Source organism: Sessilibacter corallicola (assembly GCF_021290925.1).
In the GTDB taxonomy this organism is placed as follows: domain Bacteria; phylum Pseudomonadota; class Gammaproteobacteria; order Pseudomonadales; family Cellvibrionaceae; genus Sessilibacter; species Sessilibacter corallicola.
Genome location: NZ_JAJSLX010000001.1, coordinates 1,174,216 through 1,187,795, shown reverse-complemented (window position 1 = coordinate 1,187,795; position 13,580 = coordinate 1,174,216). Strand labels below are relative to the sequence as shown.

At 47.3% G+C, this 13,580-nt stretch carries 9 protein-coding genes; 5 read left to right on the top strand and 4 right to left on the bottom strand.

The genetic code is table 11. The features are described 5' to 3' along the window. Window positions 1-31: 31 nt before the first annotated feature. The 4 genes from gltB (at window position 32) to LU361_RS04930 (ending at window position 8,746) form a co-directional block, all read left to right on the top strand. Window positions 32-4,480, top strand: a complete 4,449-nt coding sequence (gltB, locus tag LU361_RS04945; RefSeq protein ID WP_233087547.1) for a glutamate synthase large subunit — start codon at window positions 32-34, stop codon at window positions 4,478-4,480. 52 nt (window positions 4,481-4,532) lie between these two features. Next, window positions 4,533-5,951: an FAD-dependent oxidoreductase gene (locus tag LU361_RS04940; RefSeq protein ID WP_233087545.1), complete on the top strand. Its 1,419-nt coding sequence runs from the start codon at window positions 4,533-4,535 to the stop codon at window positions 5,949-5,951. Between the two features lie 117 nt (window positions 5,952-6,068). Further along, a complete protein-coding gene (gene hemE / locus LU361_RS04935; RefSeq protein WP_233087543.1) occupies window positions 6,069-7,133 on the top strand; it encodes a uroporphyrinogen decarboxylase in 1,065 nt (354 codons plus the stop codon). Between the two features lie 245 nt (window positions 7,134-7,378). Further along, window positions 7,379-8,746 carry a cyclic di-GMP phosphodiesterase gene (locus LU361_RS04930; RefSeq protein WP_233087541.1) on the top strand — a complete coding sequence of 456 codons (1,368 nt, stop codon included), beginning with the start codon at window positions 7,379-7,381 and terminating at the stop codon, window positions 8,744-8,746. Between the two features lie 26 nt (window positions 8,747-8,772). Here LU361_RS04930 and asd read toward each other — a convergent pair whose 3' ends face one another. The 3 genes from asd to rsgA form a co-directional block, all read right to left on the bottom strand. After that, window positions 8,773-9,621 carry an archaetidylserine decarboxylase gene (gene asd, locus LU361_RS04925; protein WP_233087539.1) on the bottom strand — a complete coding sequence of 283 codons (849 nt, stop codon included), beginning with the start codon at window positions 9,619-9,621 and terminating at the stop codon, window positions 8,773-8,775. Between the two features lie 60 nt (window positions 9,622-9,681). Continuing rightward, window positions 9,682-10,506, bottom strand: a complete 825-nt coding sequence (locus LU361_RS04920; RefSeq protein ID WP_233087537.1) for a sulfurtransferase — start codon at window positions 10,504-10,506, stop codon at window positions 9,682-9,684. Between the two features lie 130 nt (window positions 10,507-10,636). Then, complete coding sequence (gene rsgA, locus LU361_RS04915; protein ID WP_233087535.1) at window positions 10,637-11,656, bottom strand: small ribosomal subunit biogenesis GTPase RsgA; 1,020 nt, start codon at window positions 11,654-11,656, stop codon at window positions 10,637-10,639. 133 nt (window positions 11,657-11,789) lie between these two features. Between rsgA and orn the strand changes: the two genes are divergently transcribed. Continuing rightward, on the top strand, window positions 11,790-12,347 hold the full coding sequence (orn, locus tag LU361_RS04910) for an oligoribonuclease (protein WP_233087533.1): 558 nt from the start codon (window positions 11,790-11,792) through the stop codon (window positions 12,345-12,347). A gap of 9 nt (window positions 12,348-12,356) precedes the next feature. Here orn and queG read toward each other — a convergent pair whose 3' ends face one another. Then, window positions 12,357-13,502: a tRNA epoxyqueuosine(34) reductase QueG gene (queG, locus tag LU361_RS04905; RefSeq protein WP_233087531.1), complete on the bottom strand. Its 1,146-nt coding sequence runs from the start codon at window positions 13,500-13,502 to the stop codon at window positions 12,357-12,359. Window positions 13,503-13,580: the final 78 nt, after the last annotated feature.

Below are 13,580 nucleotides of genomic sequence, written 5' to 3'. Positions count from 1 at the left end.
TACTTCCAACAAATACTGTGAGAGACCGTCTATGAGCAATGGCCTCTATAATCTTGATGAATTTAAGGATAACTGTGGCTTTGGCCTGATTGCCCATCTTAAAGGCAACGCCAGTCATAAGCTCCTTCAAACCGCTATTGAATCCCTTACTTGCATGACCCACCGTGGCGGTATTGCTGCCGACGGAAAAACCGGTGACGGCTGTGGTCTACTTCTGCAAAAACCCGATGGTTTCTTGCGTTATGTAGCAAAGCAAGAGTGTCAATTTGAGTTGAGTGAACTCTACGGAATCGGCTCCTTCATGTTGAGCCAGACCGAAGAGCTTGCTAACTCGGCAATGCAAGTCGTTGAACAGGAATTAGCCGCCTTAGGCCTCAATGATGTCTGTTGGCGAGAAATCCCAACTGACCCGTCGTGCTTAGGGCCAATCGCTTTAGAATCTCTTCCTGTTTTTAAACATTTGTTCATCAATAGTCGGGATCTCAGCGAAAAAGAGCTGGCTTCGAAACTATTTATTGCGCGCCGTAAAGTAGAGACTCTTCTGAAGGAAGATCCCTCATTTTATGTTGCGAGTCTCGCGACAAAAGTCCTTTCTTACAAAGGCCTAATGATGCCTGTGGACATCGACAAGTTCTATAAAGATCTTGCTGATCCACGTTTGGAAACCGCAATTTGTGTATTCCATCAACGCTTCTCAACCAACACCTTGCCGCGTTGGCCGTTGGCTCAGCCGTTTAGAATGATTGCACACAACGGTGAAATTAACACCGTAATGGGTAACCGCAATTGGGCTGTTGCACGTACGCCGAAATTTGAGAGCGAATTCTTACCGGATCTTTCCGAAATTCAACCGTTGGTAAACCGCGAAGGTTCTGACTCTTCAAGCCTTGATAACATGCTTGAGGTTATGGTTACCGGTGGTATGGAATTGCATCGTGCGATTCGAATGCTTGTGCCGCCTGCTTGGCAAAACGTTGAAACCATGGATCCTAACCTCCGTGCGTTCTACGAATACAACTCCATGCACATCGAACCTTGGGATGGCCCTGCGGGCTTGGTAATTACCGATGGCCGATACGCAGTGTGTACCCTTGATAGAAACGGTCTTCGTCCGTCTCGCTGGGTTATCACCAAAGATGGTCACATTACGGTTGCCTCTGAGGTTGGAACTCACGATTACAAGCCAGAAGAAGTGGTTGCCAAAGGTCGTTTAGGACCTGGTCAAATTCTGTCGGTTGATACAGAAACCGGACAATTGCATCACACCGATGATGTCGATAACGATCTCAAGAAAAGCCACCCTTACAAGCATTGGCTTAAAAAGCGTGCTCTGCGCTTAGAATCGACGTTGAATGCGGATTTAGAAGAGACAGATCTCAACGCCGACGAGCTGAAAGCAGCAATGAAGCTGTTCCAAGTCAGTTCCGAAGAGCGTGATCAAGTGTTGCGTCCGTTGGCGGAAGCCGGCCAGGAAGCGGTGGGTTCAATGGGTGACGATACCCCAATGGCCGTACTGTCTAAGATGCAGCGCACCACTTATGACTATTTGCGCCAGCAGTTCGCTCAGGTGACCAATCCACCTATTGATCCGCTGCGTGAAGCGATTGTTATGTCGCTTGAAACGTGCATCGGTCGAGAGATGAATGTTTTCCAATTGTCTCCAGACCACGCGGACCGAATTATTCTAACTTCGCCAGTGTTGTCGCCTGCGAAATTCAAATCTATGTTGAATTTGAAGCGCCCTGGCTACGAAGTTGCGCAGTTCAGTTTGTCTTATGACCCTGAACAAACCAATCTGAAAGCAGCAATTGAATCCCTATGCACTGATGTTGCGGCGGCCGTTGAAGGCGGTTCGGTTATCGTTGTCCTTTCAGATCAAGGTATTCCTCAAGGCAATCTACCGATCCATGCCTTGTTGGCAACCGGTGCTGTTCACCACCACCTCACTCACGCCGGTTTGCGCTGTGATGCCAACTTAGTGATCCAAACTGCGACTGCTCGTGATCCTCATCAGGTAGCGGCGTTGATTGGTTACGGCGCTACAGCTGTGTATCCGTACTTGAGTTATCACGTACTGAGCGACCTGATTCGCACCGATGAATTGTTGGTTGATACCAATACCGCTTACAAAAACTATCGTCGTGGTATTAACAAAGGCTTGTTGAAAATTCTTTCTAAAATGGGAATTTCAACCATTGCCTCTTACCGCGGTGCTCAGTTGTTTGAAATCATCGGTCTTGACGATGATGTCGTTGATCTGTGTTTCCCTGGCACGCCAAGTCGCGTAAAAGGTGCAACTTTTGAAGATCTAGAAGACGATCAGAAAATTCTTGCTGCCACAGCGTGGATCAATCGCAAGCCGATTGCCCCAGGCGGTATCTTGAAATACATGCACGGTCAGGAATATCACGCCTATAACCCAGATGTGGTTCAGGCGATGCACCGTGCGGTTAAGTCTGGTGAGTATTCGGCATGGCGCGATGTCGCCGCGTTGGTGAATGATCGCCCGACTGCAACCTTGCGCGATTTATTGAAATTCAAACCTGACCTGAAACCGGTTCCTCTGGATGAAGTTGAGCCTGTTTCGGAAATCGTTAAACGATTCGACTCCGCCGCTATGTCACTCGGTGCGCTTTCGCCAGAAGCTCATGAAGCGCTAGCCGAAGCTATGAACACCTTGGGTGGCCGCTCGAACTCAGGTGAAGGCGGTGAAGACCCTGCTCGTTACGGCACGGTTAAATCCTCCAAAATCAAACAGATTGCCTCCGGTCGATTCGGTGTGACTCCACATTACCTTGTTAACGCTCAAGTGTTGCAAATCAAGGTGGCACAGGGTGCAAAACCGGGTGAAGGTGGTCAGTTGCCTGGCGGTAAAGTCAATGACTTGATTGCTCGCTTGCGATATTCCGTACCGGGCGTGACGTTGATTTCTCCTCCGCCGCACCACGATATCTACTCGATTGAAGACTTGGCTCAGTTGATTTACGACTTGAAGCAAGTCAACCCAGAAGCATTGGTTTCTGTGAAACTGGTTTCTCGCCCGGGTGTGGGAACAATTGCTGCCGGTGTTGCAAAAGCCTACGCCGACTTAATTACTATTTCTGGCTACGATGGCGGTACTGCTGCGAGCCCGTTGACGTCCATCCGTTACGCTGGCTCTCCTTGGGAGTTGGGTCTGTCAGAAACTCACCAAACACTTCGTGCCAACGACTTGCGCGGCAAAGTAAGAGTTCAGACTGACGGCGGCTTAAAAACTGGTTTGGATGTTATCAAAGCGGCGATGTTAGGTGCTGAAAGTTTCGGTTTCGGAACCGCACCAATGGTTGCGCTTGGCTGTAAATATCTACGAATTTGTCACTTGAATAACTGTGCAACCGGTGTTGCAACTCAACGTGATGATCTTCGCCAAGACCACTACATTGGCACTGTCAATATGGCGATGAACTTCTTCAAGTTTGTTGCTGAAGAAGCGCGTGAGTGGATGGCCAAAGTTGGTGTTCGCAGTATTCAAGAGTTGGTGGGTCGAGTCGACTTGCTTGAGCTGGTTGAAGGTGAGACCGCAAAACAATCGCGTTTGGATTTGAGTCCAATTATTCATACGGACGATTTCCTAGAAACCAAGCCTCAGCATTGTGAAGTTGAACGCAATAAACCGTTTGATGAAGGTCTGAAGGCAGAAGAAATTGTCGAAACTGTACTGCCTGCAATCGAAGCTAAGTCTGGCGGTGAATTCGAATTTGAAATCACCAACTGTGATCGCTCGATTGGCGCCCGCGTCAGCGGTGAAATTGCCAAGCGTCACGGTAACCAGGGTATGAGCGACGCTCCGATCAAACTGAAGTTATCCGGTATTGCGGGTCAAAGTTTCGGTGTTTGGAATGCCGGTGGCCTTGAGTTGTACCTAGAAGGTGATGCAAACGATTACGTCGGTAAAGGTATGGCTGGCGGTAAGATTGTGCTGCGCCCACCTGTGGGTTCAGGCTTTGATAGCCACTCTACCAGTATTATGGGTAACACCTGTTTGTACGGTGCAACAGGCGGTAAGTTGTTCGCCTCTGGCCGTGCTGGTGAGCGCTGTGCAGTGCGTAACTCTGGCGCCCATGTGGTTGTTGAAGGTGCCGGTGATCACTGTTGTGAATACATGACCGGTGGTGTGGTAACCGTATTAGGTGAGACTGGCGTCAACTTCGGTGCTGGTATGACCGGTGGTTTCGCGTATGTGTTGGATCAGTCCAATACCTTTGTCGACAAATACAACCACGAGCTGATTGAAATTCAACGTATTCACCGCGAAGCGACCGAAGGTCATCGCAACCACTTGCGTGGTGTGATCGAAGAATTTGTTAAAGAAACCGACAGTGCCTGGGGTCAGGAGTTACTGGAGAACTTCGAAGATTACTTAGGTAAATTCTGGTTAGTAAAACCGAAAGCGGCCAATTTGGCAGGCTTGCTCAACAGCGTTAAGAAACGTGGCGAGTAAGTATTTACTAATCGTAAAAACCTGAGTTGAAGCGAATTTAGAGGTGCAAACCATGGCAGAACGTTTAGATAACAACTTTCAGTTTATCGAAGTTGGCCGACAAGATCCGCAAAAGAAAAGCTTATTTACGCGCAAGCGCAAGTTTGTCGAAATTTACGAGCCTTTCACTAATCAGCAGGTGCAAAGCCAATCGCACCGCTGTCTAGAGTGCGGAAACCCATACTGTGAATGGAAGTGTCCCGTTCATAACTTTATTCCTAACTGGCTTAAGTTAATTTCTGAGGGCAATTTGTTCGAAGCGGCGGAATTGAGCCATCAGACAAACTCCCTCCCTGAAGTGTGTGGTCGAGTTTGTCCACAGGACCGTTTGTGTGAAGGTGCCTGTACGCTCAACGACGGTTTCGGTGCGGTGACCATTGGTAACGCTGAGAAATACATTACCGATACCGCTTTCGCAATGGGCTGGCGCCCTGACATGTCGAAAGTCGTAAAGACCGACAAAAAAGTTGCCATCATTGGTGCAGGCCCAGCTGGGCTTGGTTGTGCCGATGTTCTCGTTCGAAACGGCGTAAAGCCGGTAGTATTTGATCGCTACCCTGAAATTGGCGGTTTGTTAACGTTTGGTATTCCTGAGTTTAAGTTAGAGAAATCCGTTCTTTCTCGCCGCCGTGAAATTTTCACTGAGATGGGCGTTGAATTCCGCTTAAACACCGAAATCGGCAAAGATATTTCTATGGAGCAGTTGTTGGAAGATTACGACGCTGTGTTCATGGGAATGGGAACCTACGAGTACATGAAAGGTGGCTTCCCAGGTGAAGACCTCGATGGCGTTTACGATGCGTTGCCATTTTTGGTGGCCAACGTAAATCGCAACCTTGGTTTTGAAGAGAATCCAGAAGATTTCATTGATGTCAGCAACAAGCGTGTTGTCGTACTCGGCGGTGGTGACACTGCGATGGACTGTAACCGTACTTCGATTCGTCAAGGTGCCTCTTCTGTAGTTTGTGCTTACCGTCGTGACGAAGAAAATATGCCGGGTTCGAAGCGCGAAGTGAATAACGCAAAAGAAGAAGGTGTTAAATTCTTGTTCAACCGTCAGCCAGTCGAAATTGTTGGTGATGGCAAGGTTGAAGGCATCAAGGTTGTGACCACACAAATGGGTGAGCCCGACGAAAATGGTCGTCGCCGCGCTGAGCCTGTTCCTGGCAGTGAAGAGATTTTGCCCGCGGACGTTGTATTGGTTGCATTCGGATTTAAACCGGACCCTAAAGATTGGTTTGCCGATCACGATATCGAAACCAACAGTTGGGGTGGTGTTGTTGCACCAGAAGAGCAGACCTACAAATTCCAAACCAAGAATCCAAAAGTCTTTGCTGGCGGAGATATGGTTCGCGGTTCTGATTTGGTAGTTACTGCAATTTGGGAAGGCCGTCAGGCGGCAGAAGGTATTTTGGATTACTTGCAAGTGTAATTTTTTACCAAGTTTTTCAAATTTTTTATCGTTGCAACAGGGCCTTTTTGGCCCTGTTGTGCGTTTTGGCACTATAATTCGCCAGCTGAACAATGGCGGAAAATAATGGAAGCTTATATGTCGAATTTAAAAAATGATCGGTTTTTGCGCGCATTGGCACGTGAACCCGTAGATGTGACTCCAGTATGGATGATGCGCCAAGCGGGGCGTTATTTACCGGAGTACCGGGCAACCAGAGAAAAAGCGGGTGATTTCATGAGCCTGTGCCAAAACCCGGAATTGGCATGTGAAGTAACCTTGCAGCCATTGGATCGTTATCCACTGGATGCGGCGATTTTATTTTCCGATATTTTAACCATCCCAGACGCAATGGGTCTCGGTCTGTATTTTGAAACAGGTGAAGGACCGCGGTTTAAAAAGCCCGTTAATTCCGTTGCCGATATCGACGCCTTAAAAGTAGTCGATCCAGTAAAAGACCTAGGTTATGTGATGGATGCCGTGAGCCTAATCCGTCGTGAACTCGATGGCCGTGTTCCATTAATTGGTTTTTCAGGAAGTCCTTGGACGCTAGCAACTTACATTATTGAAGGCGGTTCGAGTAAAGATTACCGCAAAACCAAAACCTTTATGTACAACGAGCCGGAAGCGTTTAAGCGGTTGTTGGACACATTATCTGATTCTGTTGCTGCCTACTTAAATGCTCAAATTAAGGCAGGCGCACAAGCAGTACAGATTTTTGACTCTTGGGGTGGCGCGCTTTCACACGCGGCTTATCAAGAATTTTCTCTGGCGCCGATGAAAAAGATTGTCGATCAGTTGATTCGTGAAAATGAAGGACGGAAAGTTCCGGTCATTCTTTTCACTAAAGGTGGCGGTCAGTGGCTCAATGCGATGGCAGACACTGGTGTTGATTGTTTGGGGCTCGATTGGACGACCGATATTGGTCAAGCTCGCACACAAGTTGGCGACAAGGTCGCATTGCAAGGTAATATGGACCCGGCTATTCTTTATTCTAAACCGGAACGTATCCGCCAAGAGGTTAAAACTATTTTAGATAGATTTGGCTCTGGTTCAGGTCACGTCTTTAATCTTGGCCACGGCGTAACGCCGCAAGTTGATCCAGAACACGCCGGTGTTTTCTTCGAGGCTGTGCACGAATTATCGGAGCAATACCACAAATAGTGTTAATCTATTCAGTCTTTAGAAAGCCAGTTCCTCATCTATTTTACTAAATTAGGATGTCAACGCTGGCTTTCGATAAGATTGACAGGTATTTACCGTGAGTTAACCTTTTTTAGTATTAGACTGCTGCGGTGAAAATCGATCATCAGCTAAACTAAATTAAGCGTTCTATCGCGATTTTCCTGTGACTTTGCCGATAGCTACTGTACAAAATAGACAAGTCTATAAAATAATTAGGTGACAATTTGGGCGTAAAACAGGTCAAAATCGACGTCAACGAACTTCTTGTGGGAATGTTCGTGTCCGGATTGGACCGCCCTTGGAGTCAAACCCCTTTCCCTCTGCAAGGCTTTTACGTTCGCGATCTCGATGAAATTCGTGAGCTGAAAGCGCATTGTCGCCACGTTTATATTGATGTTGTTAAAGGCAAAAGTCCCCTTCAAGCCAAGCTGCGCACGCTCAATGGTCGTGATCCAACTGCGTTAAAAAAGCCCGTTCGAGCAGGGCGAACAGAACGCGTTAAAGTTGAGGTCGGACCACTTAAAATTCGCCCCGGTAGTTACGGTGATGTTTCTCAGCCGTTAAAAACTGAAATCTCCAGTGCTCAGCAATTGCATTCTAAGGTTTACCACGCAGTCTCCGAGGTCATGGGCCAAATTGGCAGTGGTGGCCCGGTCCCAATTGCAGAAACCAAACACTACGCCAGTGAAATGGTCGACAGTGTCGTGCGAAATCCAGATGCATTTACCTGGCTTGCCCGTGTAAAAGAGACGGACGAACACACCTATGCGCACGCTGTGCGTTCTGCGGTTTGGGCTATTGTTTTTGGTCGCCATATCGGTTTGCCAATGTCAGACCTGAAAACCTTGGCAATGGGGGTGTTGCTGAAAGATGTGGGTAAAACCAAACTGCCCAAAGCGCTGCTTCAGAAAAAGCAGCTCACGCCAGATGAAGAATTAGCGTACGAAAAGTTTGTCCAATTTGGGGTGCTTATTCTTCGCAAAACCTCCAATGTTGAGCCACGTACTATCTCAGTGGTTAAAACTCACTGTGAGCGATTGAACGGCAGTGGTTTTCCACAGCATTTAAGCGGCGACAAAATCCCGCTGTTGGGAAAAATCGCCGGTATCGTTACCTTTTACGACAATACCACCAATCCTCGCGGTCAGGCGCAGCCGCTGGCACCTTCAAAAGCGGTTGCCAAGCTTTATGAAATGCGTGATATCGAGTTTCAGCAAGAGTTGGTGGTGGAGTTTATTCGTGCCATTGGCTTATACCCAACCGGAACGTTGGTGGAGTTATCCACAGGCGAAGTTGCCGTAGTTGTCGAGCAAAACTTTAAGCGTCGTTTGCGCCCGAAAGTGATGGTGGTCATGAATGCGATGCGCGAGAAAATCGCCAAACCACAAATTCTGGATTTAGCTGAACTGGAAGAAAAACATCAAAAAATGATGCAATCGTCCAAGAAAGCTCATGATGTGGATACGGTTGAAATTGCTCGTGACTTAGAGCCAGGAAAGTTTGATTTAGACATCGCTGAGATTCGCGATACCTACTTAATTAAATCGGCGACAAAAGATAAAAAAGGCTTGTTTTCTTTCCTTCGTCGCTAAAATTTTAAGACATCACAACGATCGAATTAAATCGTTGCCAAATTCTCCCCCATTTGAATTTTTGCTTCCGCCACACACTCTTGTTCAAAGTTGACTGTGTTTTTCGGAAATAACAGCACGACGGTCGACCCTAATTTAAATCGTCCCATTTCATCGCCTTTGTTCAGCACAATCTCGTCCGTATTTGTGTACTGCCAGCTTCGTATATTCTTTTTCTGTGGTGTAACCAATCCGGCCCAAACGGTTTCAATACTTGCGACAATCATGGCGCCAACCAAAATAACGGCGACGGGACCAATTGCAGTGTCAAAGATACAAACCAAGCGTTCGTTGCGAGCGAACAGTCTAGGAACTTTATTCGCAGTCGCTTGGTTGACCGAAAATAAATCACCGGGAATATGAATCATCGACGTTAATTTGCCTGCGATTGGCATGTGCACTCGATGGTAATCCTTAGGCGATAAATAAATAGTTGCGAAACTACCGCCTGAAAATTGTGTGGCTAAGTCGTGCTGGCCACCGAGCAATTCGCCGAGGGTAAACCACTGGTTTTTGGCTTGGACAATGCGGCCGTTATCGATGGGGCCGAGTTGGCTAATTGCGCCGTCGGCAGGGCTAATGATCTGATTTTCTGCATCACTGAAGGGGCGAGCATCAGCTACTAATTCACGCGTAAAAAAGTCATTAAAACAAGTAAATTCATCGGCAGTTTTTCTGACTGCTTGGCTCATATCAACGTCGTAATGGTTGATGAAGCGATTGATGAAGAAGTTTTTAAAGCGCTGATTGGTCGATTCGGCAAGGCAGCCCGCAGCGCGAGACAATAAATGTTGTGGGGTTAAATACTGAAATGCAGAAAATAAGGTGTCTTTCATTCGTGTTTTTATCAATAAAAAAGTGTTTAGAAGCCTTTTGGTAAAGGCTTCTAATTAAAACTACACCTCTATCGGTGTGTTGTCGAGGTTGCCCCATTCAGACCAAGAGCCATCGTAGGCGCGAACGTTATAGCCAAGCTTTTTACCGACTAAATAAGAAAATGCTGAACGGTGATGACTTTGACAGTGGGCAACGATATTTTGGTTGCGAGAAAAACCGAGACTTTGTAGATATTCATCGGCGTCATCGCGAATACGTAACCCGTTTTGATGATCCATCAAGTTGATCCATTCGCAGTTTATCGCACCTGGCATATGGCCACCGCGTTTTGCCAGGACTTTTTCGCCGCTGTACTCCGCAGGTGTTCTGGCATCCCACACTTGGAAATTTTCTTGGCCAAGAGATTCCATGATTTCTTCGGCGCTGGCAAGTGGTGCTAAATTCAATTCACCGACAGTGTATTGGGTTGGTGTTGGTTTATGAATCTCGTTTGTCACTGGCAAGCCATCTTTTAACCAAGCGTGAATTCCGCCGTTGATGTAGCTGTATTTGGTGTGGCCGATCACATCGAGTGTCCAAATTAGTCGACCTGCCCAGCCGCCGCCTTCATCGTCGTAGGTAACAACGTGAGTATCGGGCGTTAAACCCAGTTGCGATAAAACTTCTTGCAGTTGCTCTTTGCCAGGTAGTTTTCCAGGAGCCGGTGGTTGGCCTGCCATCAAATATTTAAACGGTAAGTAAATAGCGCCTTCAATGTGGGCTTTTGAATAATTTTCATCAGTGGATAAGTCCACAATGAGAAGGTTGCTGGTATCGGCATCTTGAAGCCATTCGAAGAATTCTTTTGGCTCAACGATTAGGCCCAGTTGTTCAGTCGTAGTCATGGGTAAGCTGCTCTGTTCACGTTAGGTTTTTGGTTTGCATCAGATTCTGACACACCTGCTGCCAGAGTATAACCGTTAACGCTAATATAAATTCGTTCTTTTCTAATATTTGAGTTTTAGGTCAATGACCTCAAAGGGATTGCAGAATTTGTCGGTAGCTGGCCAGGCGTTCTGGCAAGATAGTGCCGTCGTTTTCGGCGGCGAGAATCGCGCATCCCGGCTCTTTCTGATGGCGACAATCCCGAAACTTACAGTGGCCAATTAACTCGCGCATTTCAATAAAGCCTTCTAGCACTTGCTCGGGTTCCATGTGCCACAGGCCAAATTCTCGAATTCCAGGTGAGTCAATTAAATCGCCGCCACCGGGGAAATGAAACAGCTGTGCTGTTGTGGTGGTATGAGTGCCTTTTTGTTTTGCCTCGGATAAATCACCAACACGAGCTTGGGCATTGGGTAATAGTTTGTTAACTAAAGACGATTTTCCAACACCTGATTGACCGACAAAAATGCTGATTTTTTCACTGAGCTGATTGGTTAATGTCTCCATGCCTTCGCCGGTCGCTTTAGAGACTTTAAGCAGTGGATAGCCCAAACCTTCGTAAATGCCGGTGAGCGCGTCGATTTTTTCTTGATTGTTGCCATTGATTCGATCGACTTTATTGAGCACTAAGCACACGGGAATGTTCAGCGCGTGTGCAGCGACAAGATAGCGATCAATCAAGTTGCCGTGTGGTTCTGGGTAGGGAGCGAAGACGACCACGATCTGGTTGATATTGGCGGCGACGGTTCGTTCACGTCCGTGAGCGTCGGGTCGGTTGAGTTCACTGGTGCGGGGGAGCACCGCGACCACCACTCCCAATCCGTGTTTGGGGTGAAAGCGCCAAATTACGCGATCGCCAGTGACCAGTGAGCCTAAGTTAGTGCGCATATGACAGCGAAAATGGTTCTCTCGCTTTTCATCATCAATCGCAACAATTTCTACCTGCGTGCCGAAATGGGCGGTCACCAGTCCCTCTTGTTCGGGTTCAAGTTCGCCGTCCTCCAACCATTGATTGGCTTTGTGCATTTTCTTTGCCGCACGGTCGGCACGTTCTTTTTGAATTTTTTCCACGCGCCAAGCTTGGCGTCGAGACAGCTTGCGATTGGCCATGCTAAATCGTGTATTTGTTCATATCGATGATTCTCAGTTATCGTCTGCACCTGCTAGACTAGGGCGTAATAACGGCCCTAGAGGTCATATGCTGAGTAAGACAGTTGCGCTATTTTAGAGTAAGGAGCCACAAATGACGATGAATGACAGCAATCTTATTTGGATTGATCTGGAAATGACGGGCCTTGATCCCGATGAGGACGTCATTATTGAGATCGCTACCATCGTCACCGATTCCAATTTAAACATTTTAGCTGAGGGCCCTGTTCATGCCGTTTCCCAAGAAAAATGGCGACTCGATGGCATGGATGAATGGAACACCAACCAACACGGAAAATCTGGTTTAACACAACGTGTTCTTGACAGTTCTGTGGATGCAGAGCAGGCGGAGAATGAAACCATCGAGTTTTTAAAACAGTGGGTCACACCTGGAAAATCGCCGATGTGTGGTAATTCTATTTGCCAGGACAGACGCTTTTTAGTGCGTGGTATGCCAGAGCTTGAACGTTATTTCCATTACCGAAATTTGGATGTAAGCAGTTTAAAAGAACTGGCAAAACGTTGGGCGCCCGAAGTGGCTGCGAGCGTGAAAAAAAGTGGTGCTCATCTCGCGCTAGACGATATTAAAGACTCTATTGAAGAGCTTAAACATTATCGAGAACACTTTATTCAATTGCCAAAAAATAACTAATGTATTGGATTATCGCCATTTGTGACTGGCGATAATGCGTCGGCGGCGGGTGTTATTTTCCTGCTGACCGAGGCTCCATTGAACGTGCTCTTGTACCAATGCCGACGGAAACTCCAACCGTTGTTTTAGCGCCGCCTTATTTTTTTCTTCCCGCTTAGCATTACCAAGACCCACCGCCAAATTTCTCAGCCAGCGTTCATAACCAATTCTTCGAATCGCTGAGCCCTCGGTTTTTTTCTCGAATTCTTTTTCGGTCCATAAAAAAAGTTCGGCGAGGTCGGTTTTGTCCAGATCGTGTCTCGGTAAGAAATCGTTTTCTTGGGTGTAATGGGCGAATTTATTCCACGGGCAAATCGCTTGGCAATCGTCACAACCGAACACTCGATTGCCTATGGGTTGGCGAAATTCTTCGGGAATCGGGCCTTTGTTTTCAATGGTTAAATAGGAAATGCAGCGTCTGGCATCCAATTTATAGGAATCGACAAAGGCATCGGTGGGGCACACTTTTAAGCACGCTTGGCAGTCGCCACACTTGTTGTCGATGATGTGTTCGCTGATGGGAATCGGCAAACTGGTAAATAGCTCACCAATAAAAAACCACGATCCTGCCTCTGGGTGAATCAGCAAGCTGTGTTTGCCAACCCAGCCGAGCCCACTTTTTTCTGCCAAGGGGCGTTCTAATACAGGCGCGCTGTCAACGAATCCTCGTTGTGTCGGTGCAGCCAGTCCATGATCAATGGCGAATTTTTCAATTTTTTTCGCGAGCTGGGCGAGGCGTTTACGAATTAATTTATGGTAATCCCGGCCTAAACTGTAGCGTGATACATAGGCTTTATTTTCATTTTTGAGCACCTTTATTTGCTCGGTATTTTCCGGTAGATAATCCATTCTGACCGAAATTACCCGTACCGTGCCGGGTAGGAGTTCGTGGGGACGGGTGCGCTTGGTGCCGTGGTCGGCCATCCATTGCATTTCTCCCTGAAAACCTGAATCCAGCCACTGTTGGAGTCGAGGTTCTTCTTTAGACAGATTGCCGTCACTGATGCCGAAGGATTGAAACCCTAATTCTCGGGACCAGAGTCGTATGCATTCCACCAGCTCCAACAGAATTTTCGTCGGCGGTGTGCTGTTACTGTCGGAGCTTATTATGTTCATTCAGTTGTTGGATCGATCAAACGATGGGTCAATTTTGACAGTATTTTATCGTGTTATTTGATGTTTGGCTTTCTCCTT

Coding starts and splice junctions, on each gene's coding strand:
- rsgA (WP_233087535.1), bottom strand. CDS start 11,656: ATGGCCAATCGCAAGCTGTCTCGACGCCAAGCTTGGCGCGTGGAAAAA.
- asd (WP_233087539.1), bottom strand. CDS start 9,621: ATGAAAGACACCTTATTTTCTGCATTTCAGTATTTAACCCCACAACAT.
- LU361_RS04940 (WP_233087545.1), top strand. CDS start 4,533: ATGGCAGAACGTTTAGATAACAACTTTCAGTTTATCGAAGTTGGCCGA.
- gltB (WP_233087547.1), top strand. CDS start 32: ATGAGCAATGGCCTCTATAATCTTGATGAATTTAAGGATAACTGTGGC.
- LU361_RS04920 (WP_233087537.1), bottom strand. CDS start 10,506: ATGACTACGACTGAACAACTGGGCCTAATCGTTGAGCCAAAAGAATTC.
- orn (WP_233087533.1), top strand. CDS start 11,790: ATGACGATGAATGACAGCAATCTTATTTGGATTGATCTGGAAATGACG.
- hemE (WP_233087543.1), top strand. CDS start 6,069: ATGTCGAATTTAAAAAATGATCGGTTTTTGCGCGCATTGGCACGTGAA.
- queG (WP_233087531.1), bottom strand. CDS start 13,502: ATGAACATAATAAGCTCCGACAGTAACAGCACACCGCCGACGAAAATT.